The organism is Bacillus sp. MMSF_3328, from assembly GCF_030733525.1.
GTDB classification, from domain to species: Bacteria; Bacillota; Bacilli; order Bacillales; family Cytobacillaceae; genus Bacillus_AB; species Bacillus_AB infantis.
The window spans coordinates 34,938-48,624 of the sequence record NZ_JASHIV010000004.1 but is presented as its reverse complement, the minus strand read 5'-3'; the positions used below and the strand labels follow the sequence as shown (position 1 = coordinate 48,624).

15 protein-coding genes are annotated in these 13,687 nt (G+C 48.1%); 6 read left to right on the top strand and 9 right to left on the bottom strand.

Annotation, left to right across the window (positions count from 1 at the left end; all coding sequences use genetic code 11):
* Positions 1-10 precede the first annotated feature (10 nt).
* Positions 11-499 (bottom strand): hypothetical protein, encoded by a 489-nt coding sequence (locus RBB45_RS08735; RefSeq protein ID WP_306009450.1) that lies wholly within the window; start codon positions 497-499, stop codon positions 11-13.
* Positions 500-709: 210 nt separating this feature from the next.
* Here RBB45_RS08735 and RBB45_RS08730 point away from each other — a divergent pair, with 210 nt between their 5' ends.
* The gene (locus RBB45_RS08730) at positions 710-1,843 is read left to right on the top strand and encodes an NAD(P)/FAD-dependent oxidoreductase (RefSeq protein ID WP_306009449.1); all 1,134 of its coding nucleotides are present in this window, start codon (positions 710-712) and stop codon (positions 1,841-1,843) included.
* Positions 1,844-1,884: 41 nt separating this feature from the next.
* On the opposite strand, the gene lepB is transcribed toward RBB45_RS08730, so the two are convergent.
* Both lepB and RBB45_RS08720 read right to left on the bottom strand, forming a co-directional pair.
* Complete coding sequence (gene lepB, locus RBB45_RS08725; protein WP_306009448.1) at positions 1,885-2,436, bottom strand: signal peptidase I; 552 nt, start codon at positions 2,434-2,436, stop codon at positions 1,885-1,887.
* Positions 2,437-2,540: 104 nt separating this feature from the next.
* The gene (locus tag RBB45_RS08720) at positions 2,541-3,335 is read right to left on the bottom strand and encodes a class I SAM-dependent methyltransferase (protein WP_306009447.1); all 795 of its coding nucleotides are present in this window, start codon (positions 3,333-3,335) and stop codon (positions 2,541-2,543) included.
* Between the two features lie 126 nt (positions 3,336-3,461).
* Between RBB45_RS08720 and plsY the strand changes: the two genes are divergently transcribed.
* From plsY to RBB45_RS08700, 4 genes are all read left to right on the top strand, one after another.
* A complete protein-coding gene (plsY, locus tag RBB45_RS08715) occupies positions 3,462-4,088 on the top strand; it encodes a glycerol-3-phosphate 1-O-acyltransferase PlsY (protein WP_022543262.1) in 627 nt (208 codons plus the stop codon).
* Positions 4,089-4,283: 195 nt separating this feature from the next.
* The gene (locus RBB45_RS08710; RefSeq protein WP_009792530.1) at positions 4,284-5,531 is read left to right on the top strand and encodes a dicarboxylate/amino acid:cation symporter; all 1,248 of its coding nucleotides are present in this window, start codon (positions 4,284-4,286) and stop codon (positions 5,529-5,531) included.
* A gap of 71 nt (positions 5,532-5,602) precedes the next feature.
* Positions 5,603-6,043 carry an NUDIX hydrolase gene (locus tag RBB45_RS08705; protein WP_009792531.1) on the top strand — a complete coding sequence of 147 codons (441 nt, stop codon included), beginning with the start codon at positions 5,603-5,605 and terminating at the stop codon, positions 6,041-6,043.
* A 129-nt stretch (positions 6,044-6,172) separates the two neighbouring features.
* Positions 6,173-6,544: a hypothetical protein gene (locus RBB45_RS08700; protein WP_306009446.1), complete on the top strand. Its 372-nt coding sequence runs from the start codon at positions 6,173-6,175 to the stop codon at positions 6,542-6,544.
* A 61-nt stretch (positions 6,545-6,605) separates the two neighbouring features.
* Here RBB45_RS08700 and RBB45_RS08695 read toward each other — a convergent pair whose 3' ends face one another.
* The 5 genes from RBB45_RS08695 to RBB45_RS08675 all read right to left on the bottom strand — a co-directional run bounded on the left by RBB45_RS08695 (position 6,606) and on the right by RBB45_RS08675 (position 11,984).
* A complete protein-coding gene (locus RBB45_RS08695) occupies positions 6,606-7,157 on the bottom strand; it encodes a thioredoxin family protein (protein WP_306009445.1) in 552 nt (183 codons plus the stop codon).
* 205 nt (positions 7,158-7,362) lie between these two features.
* Positions 7,363-8,790, bottom strand: coding sequence for an Asp-tRNA(Asn)/Glu-tRNA(Gln) amidotransferase subunit GatB (gene gatB, locus RBB45_RS08690; RefSeq protein WP_306009444.1), 1,428 nt, complete (start codon positions 8,788-8,790; stop codon positions 7,363-7,365).
* A 13-nt stretch (positions 8,791-8,803) separates the two neighbouring features.
* Positions 8,804-10,261 (bottom strand): Asp-tRNA(Asn)/Glu-tRNA(Gln) amidotransferase subunit GatA, encoded by a 1,458-nt coding sequence (gene gatA, locus RBB45_RS08685; protein ID WP_009792535.1) that lies wholly within the window; start codon positions 10,259-10,261, stop codon positions 8,804-8,806.
* Positions 10,262-10,272: 11 nt separating this feature from the next.
* Positions 10,273-10,563, bottom strand: a complete 291-nt coding sequence (gatC, locus tag RBB45_RS08680) for an Asp-tRNA(Asn)/Glu-tRNA(Gln) amidotransferase subunit GatC (protein WP_094769552.1) — start codon at positions 10,561-10,563, stop codon at positions 10,273-10,275.
* Positions 10,564-10,742: 179 nt separating this feature from the next.
* The gene (locus RBB45_RS08675) at positions 10,743-11,984 is read right to left on the bottom strand and encodes an MFS transporter (protein WP_306009443.1); all 1,242 of its coding nucleotides are present in this window, start codon (positions 11,982-11,984) and stop codon (positions 10,743-10,745) included.
* A gap of 259 nt (positions 11,985-12,243) precedes the next feature.
* Here RBB45_RS08675 and RBB45_RS08670 point away from each other — a divergent pair, with 259 nt between their 5' ends.
* Positions 12,244-12,594, top strand: a complete 351-nt coding sequence (locus RBB45_RS08670) for a cupin domain-containing protein (protein ID WP_094769550.1) — start codon at positions 12,244-12,246, stop codon at positions 12,592-12,594.
* A 248-nt stretch (positions 12,595-12,842) separates the two neighbouring features.
* On the opposite strand, the gene RBB45_RS08665 is transcribed toward RBB45_RS08670, so the two are convergent.
* The gene (locus RBB45_RS08665) at positions 12,843-13,670 is read right to left on the bottom strand and encodes a VanW family protein (protein WP_306009442.1); all 828 of its coding nucleotides are present in this window, start codon (positions 13,668-13,670) and stop codon (positions 12,843-12,845) included.
* Positions 13,671-13,687: the final 17 nt, after the last annotated feature.

Here is a 13,687-nt window from a genome sequence, read left to right as displayed (position 1 = left end):
GCTAAGCGAACTACTTCAGCATCTCATTGGCCATTTCAGTCAGCTCTTTTTTATGCTGATCTTCCGGAATGGCTTTGTTATTGTACATAATGGTGTACTGAACCTTATCCCGCAGAAAGGACAAGGTGTTTCCCTGATACATGCCCTCTGCCCCTCCTTCAAGCTCCACTGGTTCGGAATTGGGCTGCTCGGAGGATTCGACCGGGTAATCAGCAGAAACCATCAGCAAGTAATCCTCTTTTTTGCTTTTTGGAAAGGCCTTGAATTCCGCCTTGATTTGTTTTCCGGTATGATTCATATCCATAATAGCCGGCGGCTGAAATCCCTCCCCATCAAACGGCAGCTTTTTCGGCAGCTTCATTTCAAACGGGAGCGCATCGAGTCCCTCTTCAACAGTCTGCGCTTCATATGTAACCGGAATTTTTTTGGCCTGTTCTTTATCCACGTCGGCCATCTCCACTTTTTTCAGATTATCTGTATCCAGTTTTCCGCTCTGCATATTCTGGCAGCCTGCAAGAAGGCTTGCGGCAAGGCAATCATGAGGAGTTTTTTCATCTATTGTCACTGCTTTCTTGTAAGGATGCTTTTATTATACCACACAAAAAATACATATTATGCCAGATTCCACAAAGATGCTCTATGCACTTTTTACAATTAAGCCGACAGGACGGTATACTATAAATAAATTCCATTATAAAGGATGCAAGCTATGAAAAAATATATTGTGATAGGTGCAGGGATATTGGGAGCCTCAGCTGCCTACCACCTGGCAAAATCGGGGAACCGGGTGATTTTGGCGGACCGGAATGAAAAAGGACAGGCTACTGCCGCTGCTGCCGGCATTGTCTGCCCATGGGTATCGCAGAGGCGCAATAAAGATTGGTACCGGCTTGCTAAAGCGGGGGCACGCTATTATCCGGAGCTCGTGAAGGAGCTTGAGGAACGCGGCGAGTCGGATACAGGCTACAGCAGGGTAGGTGCCCTTATCCTGCACAAGGAAACCGATAAGCTTGAAAAAGCGGAAGAGCGGACATTGAAGCGGAGGGAAGAAGCACCGGAAATCGGCGAAGTCACACTTCTTACCCGGGAACAGACAACTGAGGCTTTCCCTCCGGCTGATAAAGAGTTTGCAGCAGTACATGTCAGCGGAGCCGCCCGGGTAGACGGACGGGCACTGAGGGATTCTCTTATCCGTGCGGCAGAAAAGGAAGGGGCAGTCTTTCTCGAAAAGGATGCTTCACTGATCTATGAAGGAAACCGGGTGACAGGCATCCTTGCCGGTGAAGAACAATGGGAGGCAGATGCTGTAATCGTCTGTGCCGGCGCATGGGCAGCGGAAATATTCAAGCCGCTCGGCATTGAAATGGATGTCAGCTATCAGAAGGCCCAGATTGCCCACCTAAAGCTTCCGGATGAAGCAACTGACAGCTGGCCTGTCCTTATGCCCCCCGGTGACCAGTATCTGCTTGCCTTTACCGGCGGACGGATTGTTGCAGGGGCAACTCATGAAAATGATGTATCCGGTTTTGATGCGAGAATCACAGCCGGAGGCATGCAGGAGGTCCTTGCAAAAGCCCTCTCTACAGCTCCCGGCCTGGCGGATGCCAGTCTGATAGAAGCCAGGGTCGGTTTCCGCCCCTTTACTCCCGGCTTCCTTCCGGTCATCGGAGCTGTCCCTGGGTGGGAAGGCCTGCTCACTGCCAACGGGCTCGGCGCCTCCGGCCTGACGATGGGGCCGTTTCTTGGACAGCAGCTTGCAAAGCTGGCATTGGGGCATGATACGGACATTGATCTCAATCCTTATCACGTTCAAGGAGCTTTAAAGGATCAAAAAAGCGAGTGACAGGAAAAGAGCCCGGCTAATTAGCAGCCGGGCTCCTTCTTTTATGGTTTCTCAGGATTTCCTATCCGATTGAGCGGGAAGTAGCGGAACTTGGCTTCCCCAACGACAGACTCATCAGAAATGAATCCAAAGCTTCTGCTGTCATTGCTGTTCAAACGGTTATCGCCCATCACAAAATATTGATGCTCCGGCACGACAAGCGGTCCAAAATTTTCTGTCAGATGCTCAATGCCGAACGCTGCCGCTTCCTTGCGGTTTTCAGCCAGATATGGTTCGTCCACTTTTTTCCCATTCACAAAAAGCTGGTCGTCCTTCACAGAAATTTCATCCCCTGGCAGACCGATCACCCTTTTTATATAATCATCCTCGGAATCAGGCGAATGAAATACAACGACATCCAAACGCTCAATCTTGCTGAGCTTGGTCACGATCACTTTATTCTGATTCTGGAAGGTCGGCATCATGGAATCGCCCTGGACAGTCACCGGCGCAAATATAAACTGGCGGCAAATAAACGCAATGACGAGCGCGAGGGCAATCGATTTGGCCCATGAAATCCATTCAGACTTTTTGCTGTTCCCTGCCATGGTCATTCTCCTCTCAAACACTATATGAATCTATTATAAGCGAAAAGAATGGCATATGCACATTTCGGTTTGAAAAAGCGCTCTGTACTGAATGTCCTCCATCAGTCACTTTACCGGATTCCCTCCTGAAGAATAGCTATAGTGCAGAAATGCGCAATCTCGTGTGAGGCACTGGCCCCATAGTGTGCCTCCAGCTCTTCTTTCAGGCGCTGAAGCAATCCATCTCCTTCCTCTTTTGAGAGGTCCGCCAAATAGGATAAAGAAGCAACTCTGTTCAGCCATTCTTCATTGGTGAAATGGACATCATATGGAAGCGCATACAAATCCTTCAGCCCGAACCCTGCCTCTTCCCACTCACGGAACCACTCTACAGCAAATCCATTGATTCTTTGGCTTGACTCTGCCTTGCTTCCGGCAGGTTTAAGCTCTACTCCTTCTTTCTTCAAAAAATCAAAAGTGATTTCCACAAGCCTTTGGTCTGTCTTGAATCCTGTATCTGCCACAATCAGGTGACCCTTCGGCTTAAGAATCCTGGTGATTTCCCTGAGGGCTTCTTCCCTGTCAAACCAGTGCCAGGCACGGAGCACCGTCGCCATATCATACTCAGCCCCGTCAAGGCCTGTATTTTCTGCAGTTCCTTTTTTATAAGGGATTTCAAGATACTTGTCCCGGCTGATTCCGGCGGCTTCCTGTAGAAGCTTTTCTGAGGGATCGATTCCGACAGCGTCTGCTTTGCGGAAAATCAGCCTCCTAGTCAGCGCTCCTGTCCCGCAGCCCAGATCAACCACTTTTTTGCCGGTAAAATTAATATTTCTTAGATGAAGGCTATCAAACAGACTATTTGGAACATCGTTCCGGGAACGTGCATATTCACTTGCCCTGTTTCCAAAATCAACAATACCCATTCCGCCACATCCTTTTTCAAAATATTAGGAATTTAAATCGGGGTATGCTCATTATATGGTAGAATGAAAGCAATTACAATTTCTCTCACTTTATTTTTGCTGTAGGGCTGGCAGAAAGGAGGATTTATGAATTTTGCTATTCTTGCAGCCGCCTATTTGATCGGCTCGATTCCAACCGCTCTTCTGATTGGCAGGTGGCTGTTCCAAATCGACATACGCGAGCATGGCAGCAATAATCCCGGGGCAACCAACACCGTCCGGGTCCTTGGAAAGCGGGCCGGGATTGCCGTCCTTCTCATTGATGCAGGCAAGGGGGCACTTGCCGCAGGTCTGCCTCTCCTTCTTCATACTGACCTGGATCCGCTCTACACCGGACTGATTGCGGTTGCGGGCCACTGCTTCCCTATTTTCGCTGGCTTCCGCGGGGGCAAAGCCATTGCAACAACCGCAGGGGTGCTGCTGGTTGCCAATGCCTGGATGTTTCTGGCGGCCTATGCAGCGTTTGTCGGAGTCATTTATGCAACAAAATATGTATTTTTCGGTTCAATCTCTGTCGGAATTGCCCTTTTCATTTTTTCTTTATTTCAGCCCGGTTGGACCCATGAACTTATATTTTTCTTTTTTACAATCTTTCTGATCATCCTGCACCGTTCAAATATCTCAAACTTCCGCCAAAATAAAGAGCCAAAGATCAATGACAAAAACTTAAAGAATGACAGGATACCTGCGAAAAAAGGGCCGAAGCAGGCTTGAGAGCTGTGATGGCTCTCTTTTTTTTGTTGTATAAACAAGCCCGGTCCGCCTTCTGAATGGCAGATCCTTTGAATGAAAAAAATACCTGTTCATTTCCCAATCTGTCATATCCATTCCATTTCGGGTAGAATGGTAGAGGTTCACCCATATCCTATGGGCATCATCTCAATTTTTTTTGCAAAAGGAGTTACCTAAATGAAGGAAAAATTAAAAGCATACCGCTTTCCCATTATCCTGTTTGCTTCAATTATCATTGGAAGCATTATCGGGTTCGTTTTCGGAGAAAAAGCGGAAGTAATCAAGCCGCTTGGGGACTTATTCTTAAATCTCTTATTTATGTTAGTAGTACCGCTCGTCTTTTTCACAATCTCATCGGCTATCGCCAATATGAACAGCATGAAGCGGCTCGGAAAAATCATGGGCAGCATGATGGTTGTATTCATTGCTACAGGCATTATTGCCTCTATTGTAATGCTGGTTGCGGTAACAGCCTTCCCGCCGGCCCAGGGGACTGACATCCCTCTGACACAGCCGGAAAATACAGAAGAGCTGAGCCTGCCCGATCAGTTGGTCAAAACCTTTACTGTGCCTGACTTTATTGAAATCTTCTCCCGCAAGAATATGCTCGCTTTAATAGTCTTTTCAGTCCTGGTTGGGGTGGCTTCAGGCCTTTCTGGTGAAAAAGGACGCCCTTTCACAAAGTTTCTGGTCAGCGGTTCAGAAGTCTTTATGAGGCTGATCAATCTTGTCATGTATTATGCACCCATTGGTCTTGGCGCTTACTTCGCGTCACTGATAGGCGTATTCGGTCCTGAACTTCTCGGAGATTATGCCCGTGCCGTAATCGTCTATTACCCTGCTGCCATTCTTTATTTCCTGATTGGCTTTACGCTTTATGCCTTTATTGCCGGGGGACGGAGAGGAGTGGCCCGCTTTTGGAAAAATATCTTTTCCCCTGCTGCCACCGCTCTTGCCACTGGAAGCAGCGTTGGCTCATTGCCTGTTAACCTGCAGGCCGCCAAACGAATCGGCGTGCCTAAAGATATCAGGGAAACAGTTCTTCCGCTCGGCGCAACCATTCATATGGATGGCTCCTGCCTGGCGGCCATATTGAAGATATCTTTTGTATTCGGCATTTTCAATATGGATTTCACTGGCCTGGACACCTTCTTAACGGCAATCGGCATCTCGCTGCTTGCAGGGACAGTCATGAGCGGTGTGCCAGGAGGAGGCTTTATTGGCGAGATGATGATCATCACACTTTACGGCCTGCCAATTGAGGCGCTTCCGATCATTTCAGCAATCGGCGTAGTGGTCGATCCGCCAGCCACTGCAGTCAATGTCACCGGAGATACTGTTTCCAGCATGCTTGTCACCAAACAGCTCGAAGGGAAAGACTGGATGGATAAACACTTTGAAAAAGAAGAGGAAGCTATCATTTAACACCATGCCCCCTGAATGAAGGGGGCATTTCTCATGTTATAATGAACCAAAAAGTATACAGGAGGTACTCAATGAATTCTATCTTGATTGCAAGCACTGCCGTCCTGATGGATGGCCGCCTGCTCATGATTAAGGAACAAAAAAATGAGGCTGGTCCCACCTGGAATTTCCCCTCCGGCCATGTGGAGCCCGGGGAAGATATAATTTCGGCCGCCCGGCGGGAAACAAAAGAAGAAACAGGGCTGGATATTAAAATTGCGGAATCGGCAGGAATCTTCCAGTTTACCAGCAGGACAGGCCACCCTATTCTCCTTTTTCAATTTCTTGCTGAATTTGCCGGCGGCACTATTAAATTAGAAAATGGGATGACAGAATATAAATGGATGACAGCTCAGGAAATTCTCAGCATGGACGATAACGGGCTGCGGGAGCCCGGTGTAATCAAGCAAATAGCCCGCTCTATACTGAAACAAAGTTATATCCCTCTCTCTTTCTTTCATACCATCTCTTAATTTTTACTTTTTTTGGGACTTTTTCTTTCTTTAATCGTAAAAAAAGAAGCATGGGGGCAAGCCGGCCAACTTTGAAACACACATCCTTCCATACGCCGCTTCCTCTAATAATGGAAAGGAGATGAATTCATGAAACGTTTTGCCATCATCCTTGCTGCTTCCTTGACCATCCAGGCCCTGCTGCTTTTCTCCATCTGGCATTTCTTCTTTTCCGGCTATGGTCTGATTGATTTCTCATTCTTATTTTCCGCTCTGTGGTTTGCTTTCGTCTTGTTTTTTTCCAGCACAGGCGATGCTTGGACCAACAGAGTCATCGCCAGTTCATTCATGAACCACCGGGATACAGGGCACAGGGAAGCCAGAGAAATGTTCCACATCAGAGTCATCCCCTGCTCGCATCCTCCCTGCTTATGCTCGCTGCTTCCCTTGGAATTTCGTTTTTGTTCTCTTGAACAGAATACAAATAAAGCTGCCGCTGAGATGCGGAAGCTTTATTTGTAATTGAGAAGCCAGCCGGGCTGCCTGCTATACTTTTAATATGGGCGGCTATTCTTTGCTGCCTTTATTGAAGTTTAGCTATAATGCTTGCTGCCACATCATGCCAGACCTGTTCATCTTCCTGGTATGCCGCTTTCATCTTTTTAAACATGATGCCTTGTTTTTCTTTGAAGTCTTCACTGTCGGCTGATGGAAGCTGCGCCCGTTCATTGTCGACAAAGGCCTGAACGGTCTCTGCCCGCGGGCCCCATACAGCCTTTTCCTGTCCGTCTCCATCGATGAAGATAAAAATAGGAATTGAACGTGCCGTTCCATTGGTTAAATACTGATCCATCAGCTCAAGATTTTCATCCCGCAGAATGAACCTTGTCTCCATATCCGTCTCTCTTGCTATATGCATAAGGATCGGAATATTAAGCATCGCATCCCCGCACCAGTCCTCTGTCAGGACAATCACTTTTAATCCTTTTCCCTTCACATTCCCCAGCTTGGCCTTTTCCTCTTTTGTAAGAGAAAACTTATTTTCTATGCTTTCCATCTCCTGCTTATTAACACTCATACCTTCCACATATTCAGAGAAGGTCAGTCCCTTCGCAAACCAGTCTTTCAATTCCATACAAGCACTTCCTTTCCTATCAATATTGATTAATTGGCTATTGCATCTCTTATTTATTCTCTGCGAATACAGTACAATCCTTTTTTTGCCGGACTTTGCCGCATTTCATCCTTTCCTGGGAAATAAAGAGGAAGTTTGTCTAAACAGACCAGCAAATTTCCCCATAATAAATAGAAACCGCTGGATTTCCCCAGCGGCTTATTCTCTATCGTTTTGTTATTTCCTGCATCAGCAGCTTGTTGATCATTTGGGGATTAGCCTGTCCCTTGGAGGCTTTCATGATCTGCCCGACCAGGAACCCGGTTGCTTTTTGTTTGCCTGCCTTAAAGTCATCGATCGATTGCGGATTTGCATCAAGTGCATCTGTCACATATTGAAGGAGCGCTCCTTCGTCAGAAATCTGGACGAGGCCCTTCTCCTTGACGATGGCTTCCGCGGTCCCGCCATTTTCGATGAGCTCCTTGAAGACCTTTTTAGCGATTTTGCTAGAGATTGTCCCGTTTTCAATCAGCTTGATCATCCCGGCCAGGTTCTCCGGTGTCAGCTTTACATCAGCCAGCTCTTTCTGCTCCGCATTCAAGTAGGCAGACACTTCACCCATCAGCCAATTTGATGCCTGCTTGGCGTCCGCTCCTGCTTCGACCGCTGCCTCGAAGAAGTCAGCTGTCTCCTTTGTTACCGTCAGGACTGCAGCATCATAAGCAGGGAGGCCAAGCTCTTCTACATAACGCTTTTGCCTCGCGTCCGGCAGCTCCGGAATCCCGGCACGGATCCGGTCCTTCCACTCCTGGTCAATGTAAATATCCGTCAGATCAGGTTCAGGGAAATAGCGGTAATCATCAGAACCCTCTTTTACACGCATAAGCAGGGTCGTATTAGTAGACTCGTCATAGCGGCGGGTTTCCTGCTGGATCGTACCTCCGGCAAGAAGCACCTCCTCCTGGCGCTTTGCTTCATACTCAATCCCTTTTCTGACAAAGTTGAAAGAGTTCAGATTTTTCAGCTCGGTCTTGGTGCCGAATTCCTCCTGGCCAACTGGCCTGATGGAAATATTCGCATCACATCTGAGCGATCCTTCTTCCATTTTACAATCAGAAACACCCGTATATTGAATGATGCTTTTCAGTTTTTCGAGATAAGCATAGGCTTCATTGGCTGTTCTGATATCAGGCTCTGACACGATTTCGATCAGCGGGGTTCCCTGGCGGTTGTAATCGCAGAGGGAATAGCCTTTTTCATGATTCAGCTTGCCGGCATCCTCTTCCAGATGGATCCGGGTGATTCCGATTTTTTTCTTATATCCGTCCACTTCTATTTCAATCCAGCCATGCTCACCAATCGGCTTATCAAACTGTGAGATCTGATAGGCCTTTGGATTATCCGGATAAAAATAGTTTTTGCGGTCAAATTTCGTTACATCAGCTATTTGGCAGTTCAGCGCCATGCTCGCTTTCATCCCGTAATCGACCACTTTCCGGTTAAGCACCGGCAGCACGCCGGGATAGCCGAGTTCCACAACGCTTGTGTTTGTATTGGGTTCCGCCCCGAAATGGTTCGGGCTCGCGGAGAAGATTTTCGAATCTGTTTTTAATTCAACATGGACCTCAAGTCCAATAACCGTTTCATATTTCATGTCTGTTTCCCCCTTACAGTCCCGGCTTTTGCTTATGGAAGTCAGTTGCCTGCTCAAAGGCATGGGCTGTTCTGTAGATCGTGCTCTCGTCAAAATACTTGCCGATGATCTGCAGTCCGAGCGGCATGCCATTCGAATATCCGCACGGAACCGAAATGGCAGGCGCACCGGCCAGGTTAACAGGGATAGTTAATATATCATTGGCATACATAGTCAGCGGATCGTCTATATTCTCCCCTATATTGAATGCCGGAGTCGGCGCTGTAGGCCCGATGATGACATCATAAGATTGAAATACCTCTTCAAAATCCTTTTTAATCAAAGTGCGGACCTTTTGTGCTTTTTTATAATAAGCGTCATAATAGCCTGAGCTTAAGGCGAAGGTTCCGAGCATGATCCTTCTTTTCACCTCATCGCCGAAGCCCTGGGCGCGCGACTTTTTGTAAAGCTCCATCAAAGTTTCAGCATCCGGAGAGCGGTAGCCGTACCTGACACCGTCAAAGCGGGCAAGGTTGGCGGACGCTTCTGATGATGAAAGCAGATAATAGGCAGCCAGAGCATACTTGGAATGCGGGAGGGATACTTCTTCCCATACAGCTCCCAGATTCTCCAGCACCTTAAGCGCATCGAGGACAGACTGGCGGACTTCTTCATCCACACCTTCAGCAAGGTACTCTTTTGGCACAGCGATTCGCAGACCCTTCACATCTCCGGTCAGGGCGCCGGCGTAATGATCGACAGGAACATCTGCTGAGGTAGAGTCATTCGGGTCCAGACCGGAAATCGCCTGAAGAAGGTAAGCATTATCTTCAACATTCCTGGTTATTGGGCCGATCTGATCAAGGGATGAGGCAAACGCAACAAGACCGAACCGGGAAACACGCCCATAGGTAGGCTTTAATCCAACCACTCCGCAATAGGAAGCAGGCTGTCTGATGGATCCCCCTGTATCTGACCCAAGGGCAAAAGGCACTTCCCCTGCTGCGACCGCTGCAGCCGAGCCGCCTGAAGAGCCGCCTGGCACTTTCTCAAGATTCCATGGATTGCGGACATTTCCGAATCCTGAATTCTCGTTTGAGGAACCCATCGCGAATTCATCCATATTCAGTTTTCCAATCGTGATGGTTTCGGCATTATGTAAATGATCCATAACAGTCGCATTATAGATCGGGTCGAAATCTTCGAGGATCTTGCTGGCACTGGTGGTTCTCAGTCCCTTCGTGACAATATTATCTTTAATGCCGATCGGCATGCCAAAAAGGAGGCCCTTCGATTCTTCCGTGCCCAGCTTTTCGTCTAAGCGCTTTGCCTGCCGCCGTGCTTCTTCCTCATTCAAGGTCAGGAATGCCCCCACCTGGCTATCTACTTCCCCAATCCGCTTAAAAGACTGCTCAACCAGATCAGATACGGAAATTTCTTTTTTATGTAAAAGTTCATGGAGCTCTGAAACTTTATGATCAAACAAACTCATTTGTCTTCCCCCTATTCCAGTATGGATGGCACCTTAATTTGCCCATCCTGGTGGTCCGGCGCGTTTTTCAGCACTTCCTCCTGCGGCAGCCCTTTTTTCGCGATATCTTCCCGGAATACATTCTTGATATCCAGTACATGGGAAGTTGGCTCAACCTTCTCTGTATCAAGTTCACTAAGCTGCTCTGCAAAAGAAAGCATTTTTTCCAGCTCTTTTTGCATCCGCGCTGCTTCCTCATCCGAAATCTCCAAACGTGCCAGGTGGGCTACATGCCTGACCTGATCTTCTGATATTCTAGACATCTCTGTCACCTCCAAATATTTTAAAAATGCTATAAGTATAGATAGAATCATATCAGACTCCAGCGCTTTAAAGCAATTGCCGAAAGTAGTGGAATATATGGCGGCCGCAGTGAAAAGCTAAGGCGCCTGGATATCCCAGACGCCTTTACCCTTGTTCTAAATATTGCATTCATCCGGTTTCATCCTGTACCTTCCTGTCCGGATGACTTGGACACTCCGCGGCTGCTCGCATAGCGGCCGGCGATGCAAAGAAAAATCAGGACCGGTACAGTAAGCAGACCTGTTGCAAATAATCCGGCCTGGATGGAAATCGAAAACGCGATCCAGCCAACAAGCGGCCCCCCTGCAATCTGTCCGATTGCATCAAGCTGTCCGAACAGTGAAAGCATGGTGGCCCTTCCCTTTGGCTCAAGCATTTGATTAAGCCAGATGCTGTAAAGCGGGCTGTTAAGGCCTCTCAGTGTAAAACTGGCCCAATAAGAGGCAAGGGCAAGCCAAAGCTCCCCGCTAAGCGCAAAAATCAGTGTGCTGGCCGCGAGAGCTCCGTTCACGAGGAGCAGCAGGCGGACATATGTCTGCTCCCCTTCCCCATTCAGCCTCCTGCTGATCCACTCGACCACCCCGATATTCAGAAGCAATGCAATCCCATTGATCAATCCGAACCAGAGAACTGCAGAGCTCCCGGCAAGCTGAATATCCTCCAGAAAATGGGCAGCCCACAGCCTGTCGAAACCTTCGCTTGCGAGCCCCCACATAAGGGCAATGCCAGCCATGCCGGCAAGAACCGGATGGCCCTTCACTGTCCTGTATCCTTTGTGTATGGCTCCGGCAAGCTGCCGGAGCTGGGATGATTCTTCACGCTCCAGCTTTTCAAATCGTTCTTCAGGCATCCGAAACCAGAGCCAGACAGCCAATATAATGAAAGAACCGCCCGCAATCAGAATCGCTGCCTGAACTGAAAAGAGCATGGATATAATCATGCTTGCTATGATACCGGCAATTTTGCCAATAGAGGCAATCTGCGATCCTTTTAGAAAAACCTTATCAAGACCTTTTCCTTCCACTTCGTCGGCAATCCATGCTTCTTCCGCACCGCTGAGAAATGTGTAGCCCAGGCCCCAGACAGCATAAGCTGATGCGATTCCCCAAAATGCAGGCACTGCCCCCTCCAGAAGATGGGCCAGTCCGAGCAGGATCGTTCCTATGATAACGGATTTCTTTCTGCTGACATGATCGGCTATGACTCCTGTCGGCACTTCAAACAGCACAATGGACAATTCCATAATCGTCCCGATCAGGACAAGCTGGAGCGGATTAAGCCCAGCCTCCACAACAAAATAAATCGCATTTACGGTAAAAATGACTTGAAATAAAAATGCCCGAATTCCCGTCAGCCTATAATATACTTTTTTTGCCTCCATTGCCCTTCCTCCGCTTCTCCTTCTTAATAAAAACTAAGAAAGTCTGAAACGGAGATCTCGTGACAAGCTCCCCGTCCCAGACTAGGAAACAAGCACCTTGATTGTCATATTGAACTCCTCCTTGTATGCTGGCATTTGCTGCCTGATAAAACTATTATACGGGCTGAATCCAATAAGGCACACCTGTTTTTTTACAATTCCTTCTATTCATTTTTTTCAGTTATAATAGAAGGTGAATCCATTTAAGGAGAGGTTTTAGATGAAGCTATTTCGATTTGATTCAGCCGGCAAAGAGGTTTCAAAATTTGGCAGCCTGAACAGCTATTATACTCTTTTATCCAGAGAAATCACGGTTACGGTAGGCTGCATGCATCTGAAGGAGGACAGCGTCCTTGGCATGCATCCTGCGGCCTGCCCGCAGCTTTTCCTGATTGTTTCGGGGGAGGGCTGGGTAAGGATTGCTGATGGAGAGCGAATAGCTGTAGGTCCTGGAACGGCTGTTTTCTGGGAAGATGGGGAAGAACATGAATCCGGCTCTGCTCTTGGCATGACCGCCGTTATTATTGAAGGCCCCGGACTTGAGCCTTCTTCGCAGCTTCAGCCTCTCTGAAGAACAAAAGCGCAAGCACCTTGATCACCCTTAAGGAACGCAGACTAGGAACGCCGCGTCCTGTGGCAACGTCTGCATGGCCAGCTTCCTGGGGCCTTAAGACGAACCTCCCGGAAAGGCGTTCTTTGCCTTTTTGGGAGGTTTAGCTTGTGAACTTGGCGCAGCTGCTGGACGTGGATCAAGGATTGATAATATTCCACAAGACTTACAATTTTTAAATTTCCTGCACAATAAGGAAGCCCGCTCTGTTAATCCGGGCGGGCTGTTCCTTCCAGAAGAGGCTCGTACATCATAATGGCATGGTTCTCTGTTACATATTCGTCTTCATAAAGCTTTCCCTGCCGGTTATAGGACCTGCGGAAGATTTCATTATGGCGGACATATGCGCCCCAGTATGCAGGCGTGATGGCATGGCTCCGTTCATACACCATATACGTGTATAAAGGCTCTGAAACTGTCCGCCACTCGCCGCATAAATACTCATCCGTCAGATACAGGATCAGCTGATAAGGCTCTTCAGTATGATTGGTAATTTGCAGGTCCAGATAATTATAGGCACATGTGGCGCCGCTCCCAAACGGCTGGGTGCGGTTTGAGTCCGGGAATACATCATAGCTGTGGCGGTGCCTTTCTGTCACTGTCAGCGGAGTATGCAGTGTCATCCAATAAATCAGATTGGAAAGCTGGCAGAGACCTCCCCCCGTTCCCATCTTAAAGCTGCCGCAATGAAGAATCATGCCGGGCTGGTATCCTTTTCTGGCAGTCGGCCTGCCTATAAGCTTCCAGTAGCTGAATGTTTCCCCGGGATAAATGACGATCGAGTTCAGACGCTCAACCGCAATTTTCAGGTTTTTGATTTTATTATATTGATAGGCCATGTCTACGTCCTTCAGCTTTCTGAGAAGGGGGGTCTGGTGCCTGAACACCGGATATGGCAGAGCGGCTGCTTCTTTTTTGCTGCTGTATGTACGGGCTTCTGCCAGCCAGCGGCCATATCTTTTCCAGGTGTAAAACCACGTGCCGGCTCTAATTCTTAAGTCTGAACGTTTTTTGGGGCGCAATTCGGCAATATTCATCCATGACACCTCGCTTA

What these genes read in the sequence shown, in the direction of transcription:
- RBB45_RS08735 (WP_306009450.1), bottom strand. Translation starts at nt 499, where the DNA reads ATGCAGAGCGGAAAACTGGATACAGATAATCTGAAAAAAGTGGAGATG.
- RBB45_RS08730 (WP_306009449.1), top strand. Translation starts at nt 710, where the DNA reads ATGAAAAAATATATTGTGATAGGTGCAGGGATATTGGGAGCCTCAGCT.
- lepB (WP_306009448.1), bottom strand. Translation starts at nt 2,436, where the DNA reads ATGACCATGGCAGGGAACAGCAAAAAGTCTGAATGGATTTCATGGGCC.
- RBB45_RS08720 (WP_306009447.1), bottom strand. Translation starts at nt 3,335, where the DNA reads ATGGGTATTGTTGATTTTGGAAACAGGGCAAGTGAATATGCACGTTCC.
- plsY (WP_022543262.1), top strand. Translation starts at nt 3,462, where the DNA reads ATGAATTTTGCTATTCTTGCAGCCGCCTATTTGATCGGCTCGATTCCA.
- RBB45_RS08710 (WP_009792530.1), top strand. Translation starts at nt 4,284, where the DNA reads ATGAAGGAAAAATTAAAAGCATACCGCTTTCCCATTATCCTGTTTGCT.
- RBB45_RS08705 (WP_009792531.1), top strand. Translation starts at nt 5,603, where the DNA reads ATGAATTCTATCTTGATTGCAAGCACTGCCGTCCTGATGGATGGCCGC.
- RBB45_RS08700 (WP_306009446.1), top strand. Translation starts at nt 6,173, where the DNA reads ATGAAACGTTTTGCCATCATCCTTGCTGCTTCCTTGACCATCCAGGCC.
- RBB45_RS08695 (WP_306009445.1), bottom strand. Translation starts at nt 7,157, where the DNA reads ATGGAATTGAAAGACTGGTTTGCGAAGGGACTGACCTTCTCTGAATAT.
- gatB (WP_306009444.1), bottom strand. Translation starts at nt 8,790, where the DNA reads ATGAAATATGAAACGGTTATTGGACTTGAGGTCCATGTTGAATTAAAA.
- gatA (WP_009792535.1), bottom strand. Translation starts at nt 10,261, where the DNA reads ATGAGTTTGTTTGATCATAAAGTTTCAGAGCTCCATGAACTTTTACAT.
- gatC (WP_094769552.1), bottom strand. Translation starts at nt 10,563, where the DNA reads ATGTCTAGAATATCAGAAGATCAGGTCAGGCATGTAGCCCACCTGGCA.
- RBB45_RS08675 (WP_306009443.1), bottom strand. Translation starts at nt 11,984, where the DNA reads ATGGAGGCAAAAAAAGTATATTATAGGCTGACGGGAATTCGGGCATTT.
- RBB45_RS08670 (WP_094769550.1), top strand. Translation starts at nt 12,244, where the DNA reads ATGAAGCTATTTCGATTTGATTCAGCCGGCAAAGAGGTTTCAAAATTT.
- RBB45_RS08665 (WP_306009442.1), bottom strand. Translation starts at nt 13,670, where the DNA reads ATGAATATTGCCGAATTGCGCCCCAAAAAACGTTCAGACTTAAGAATT.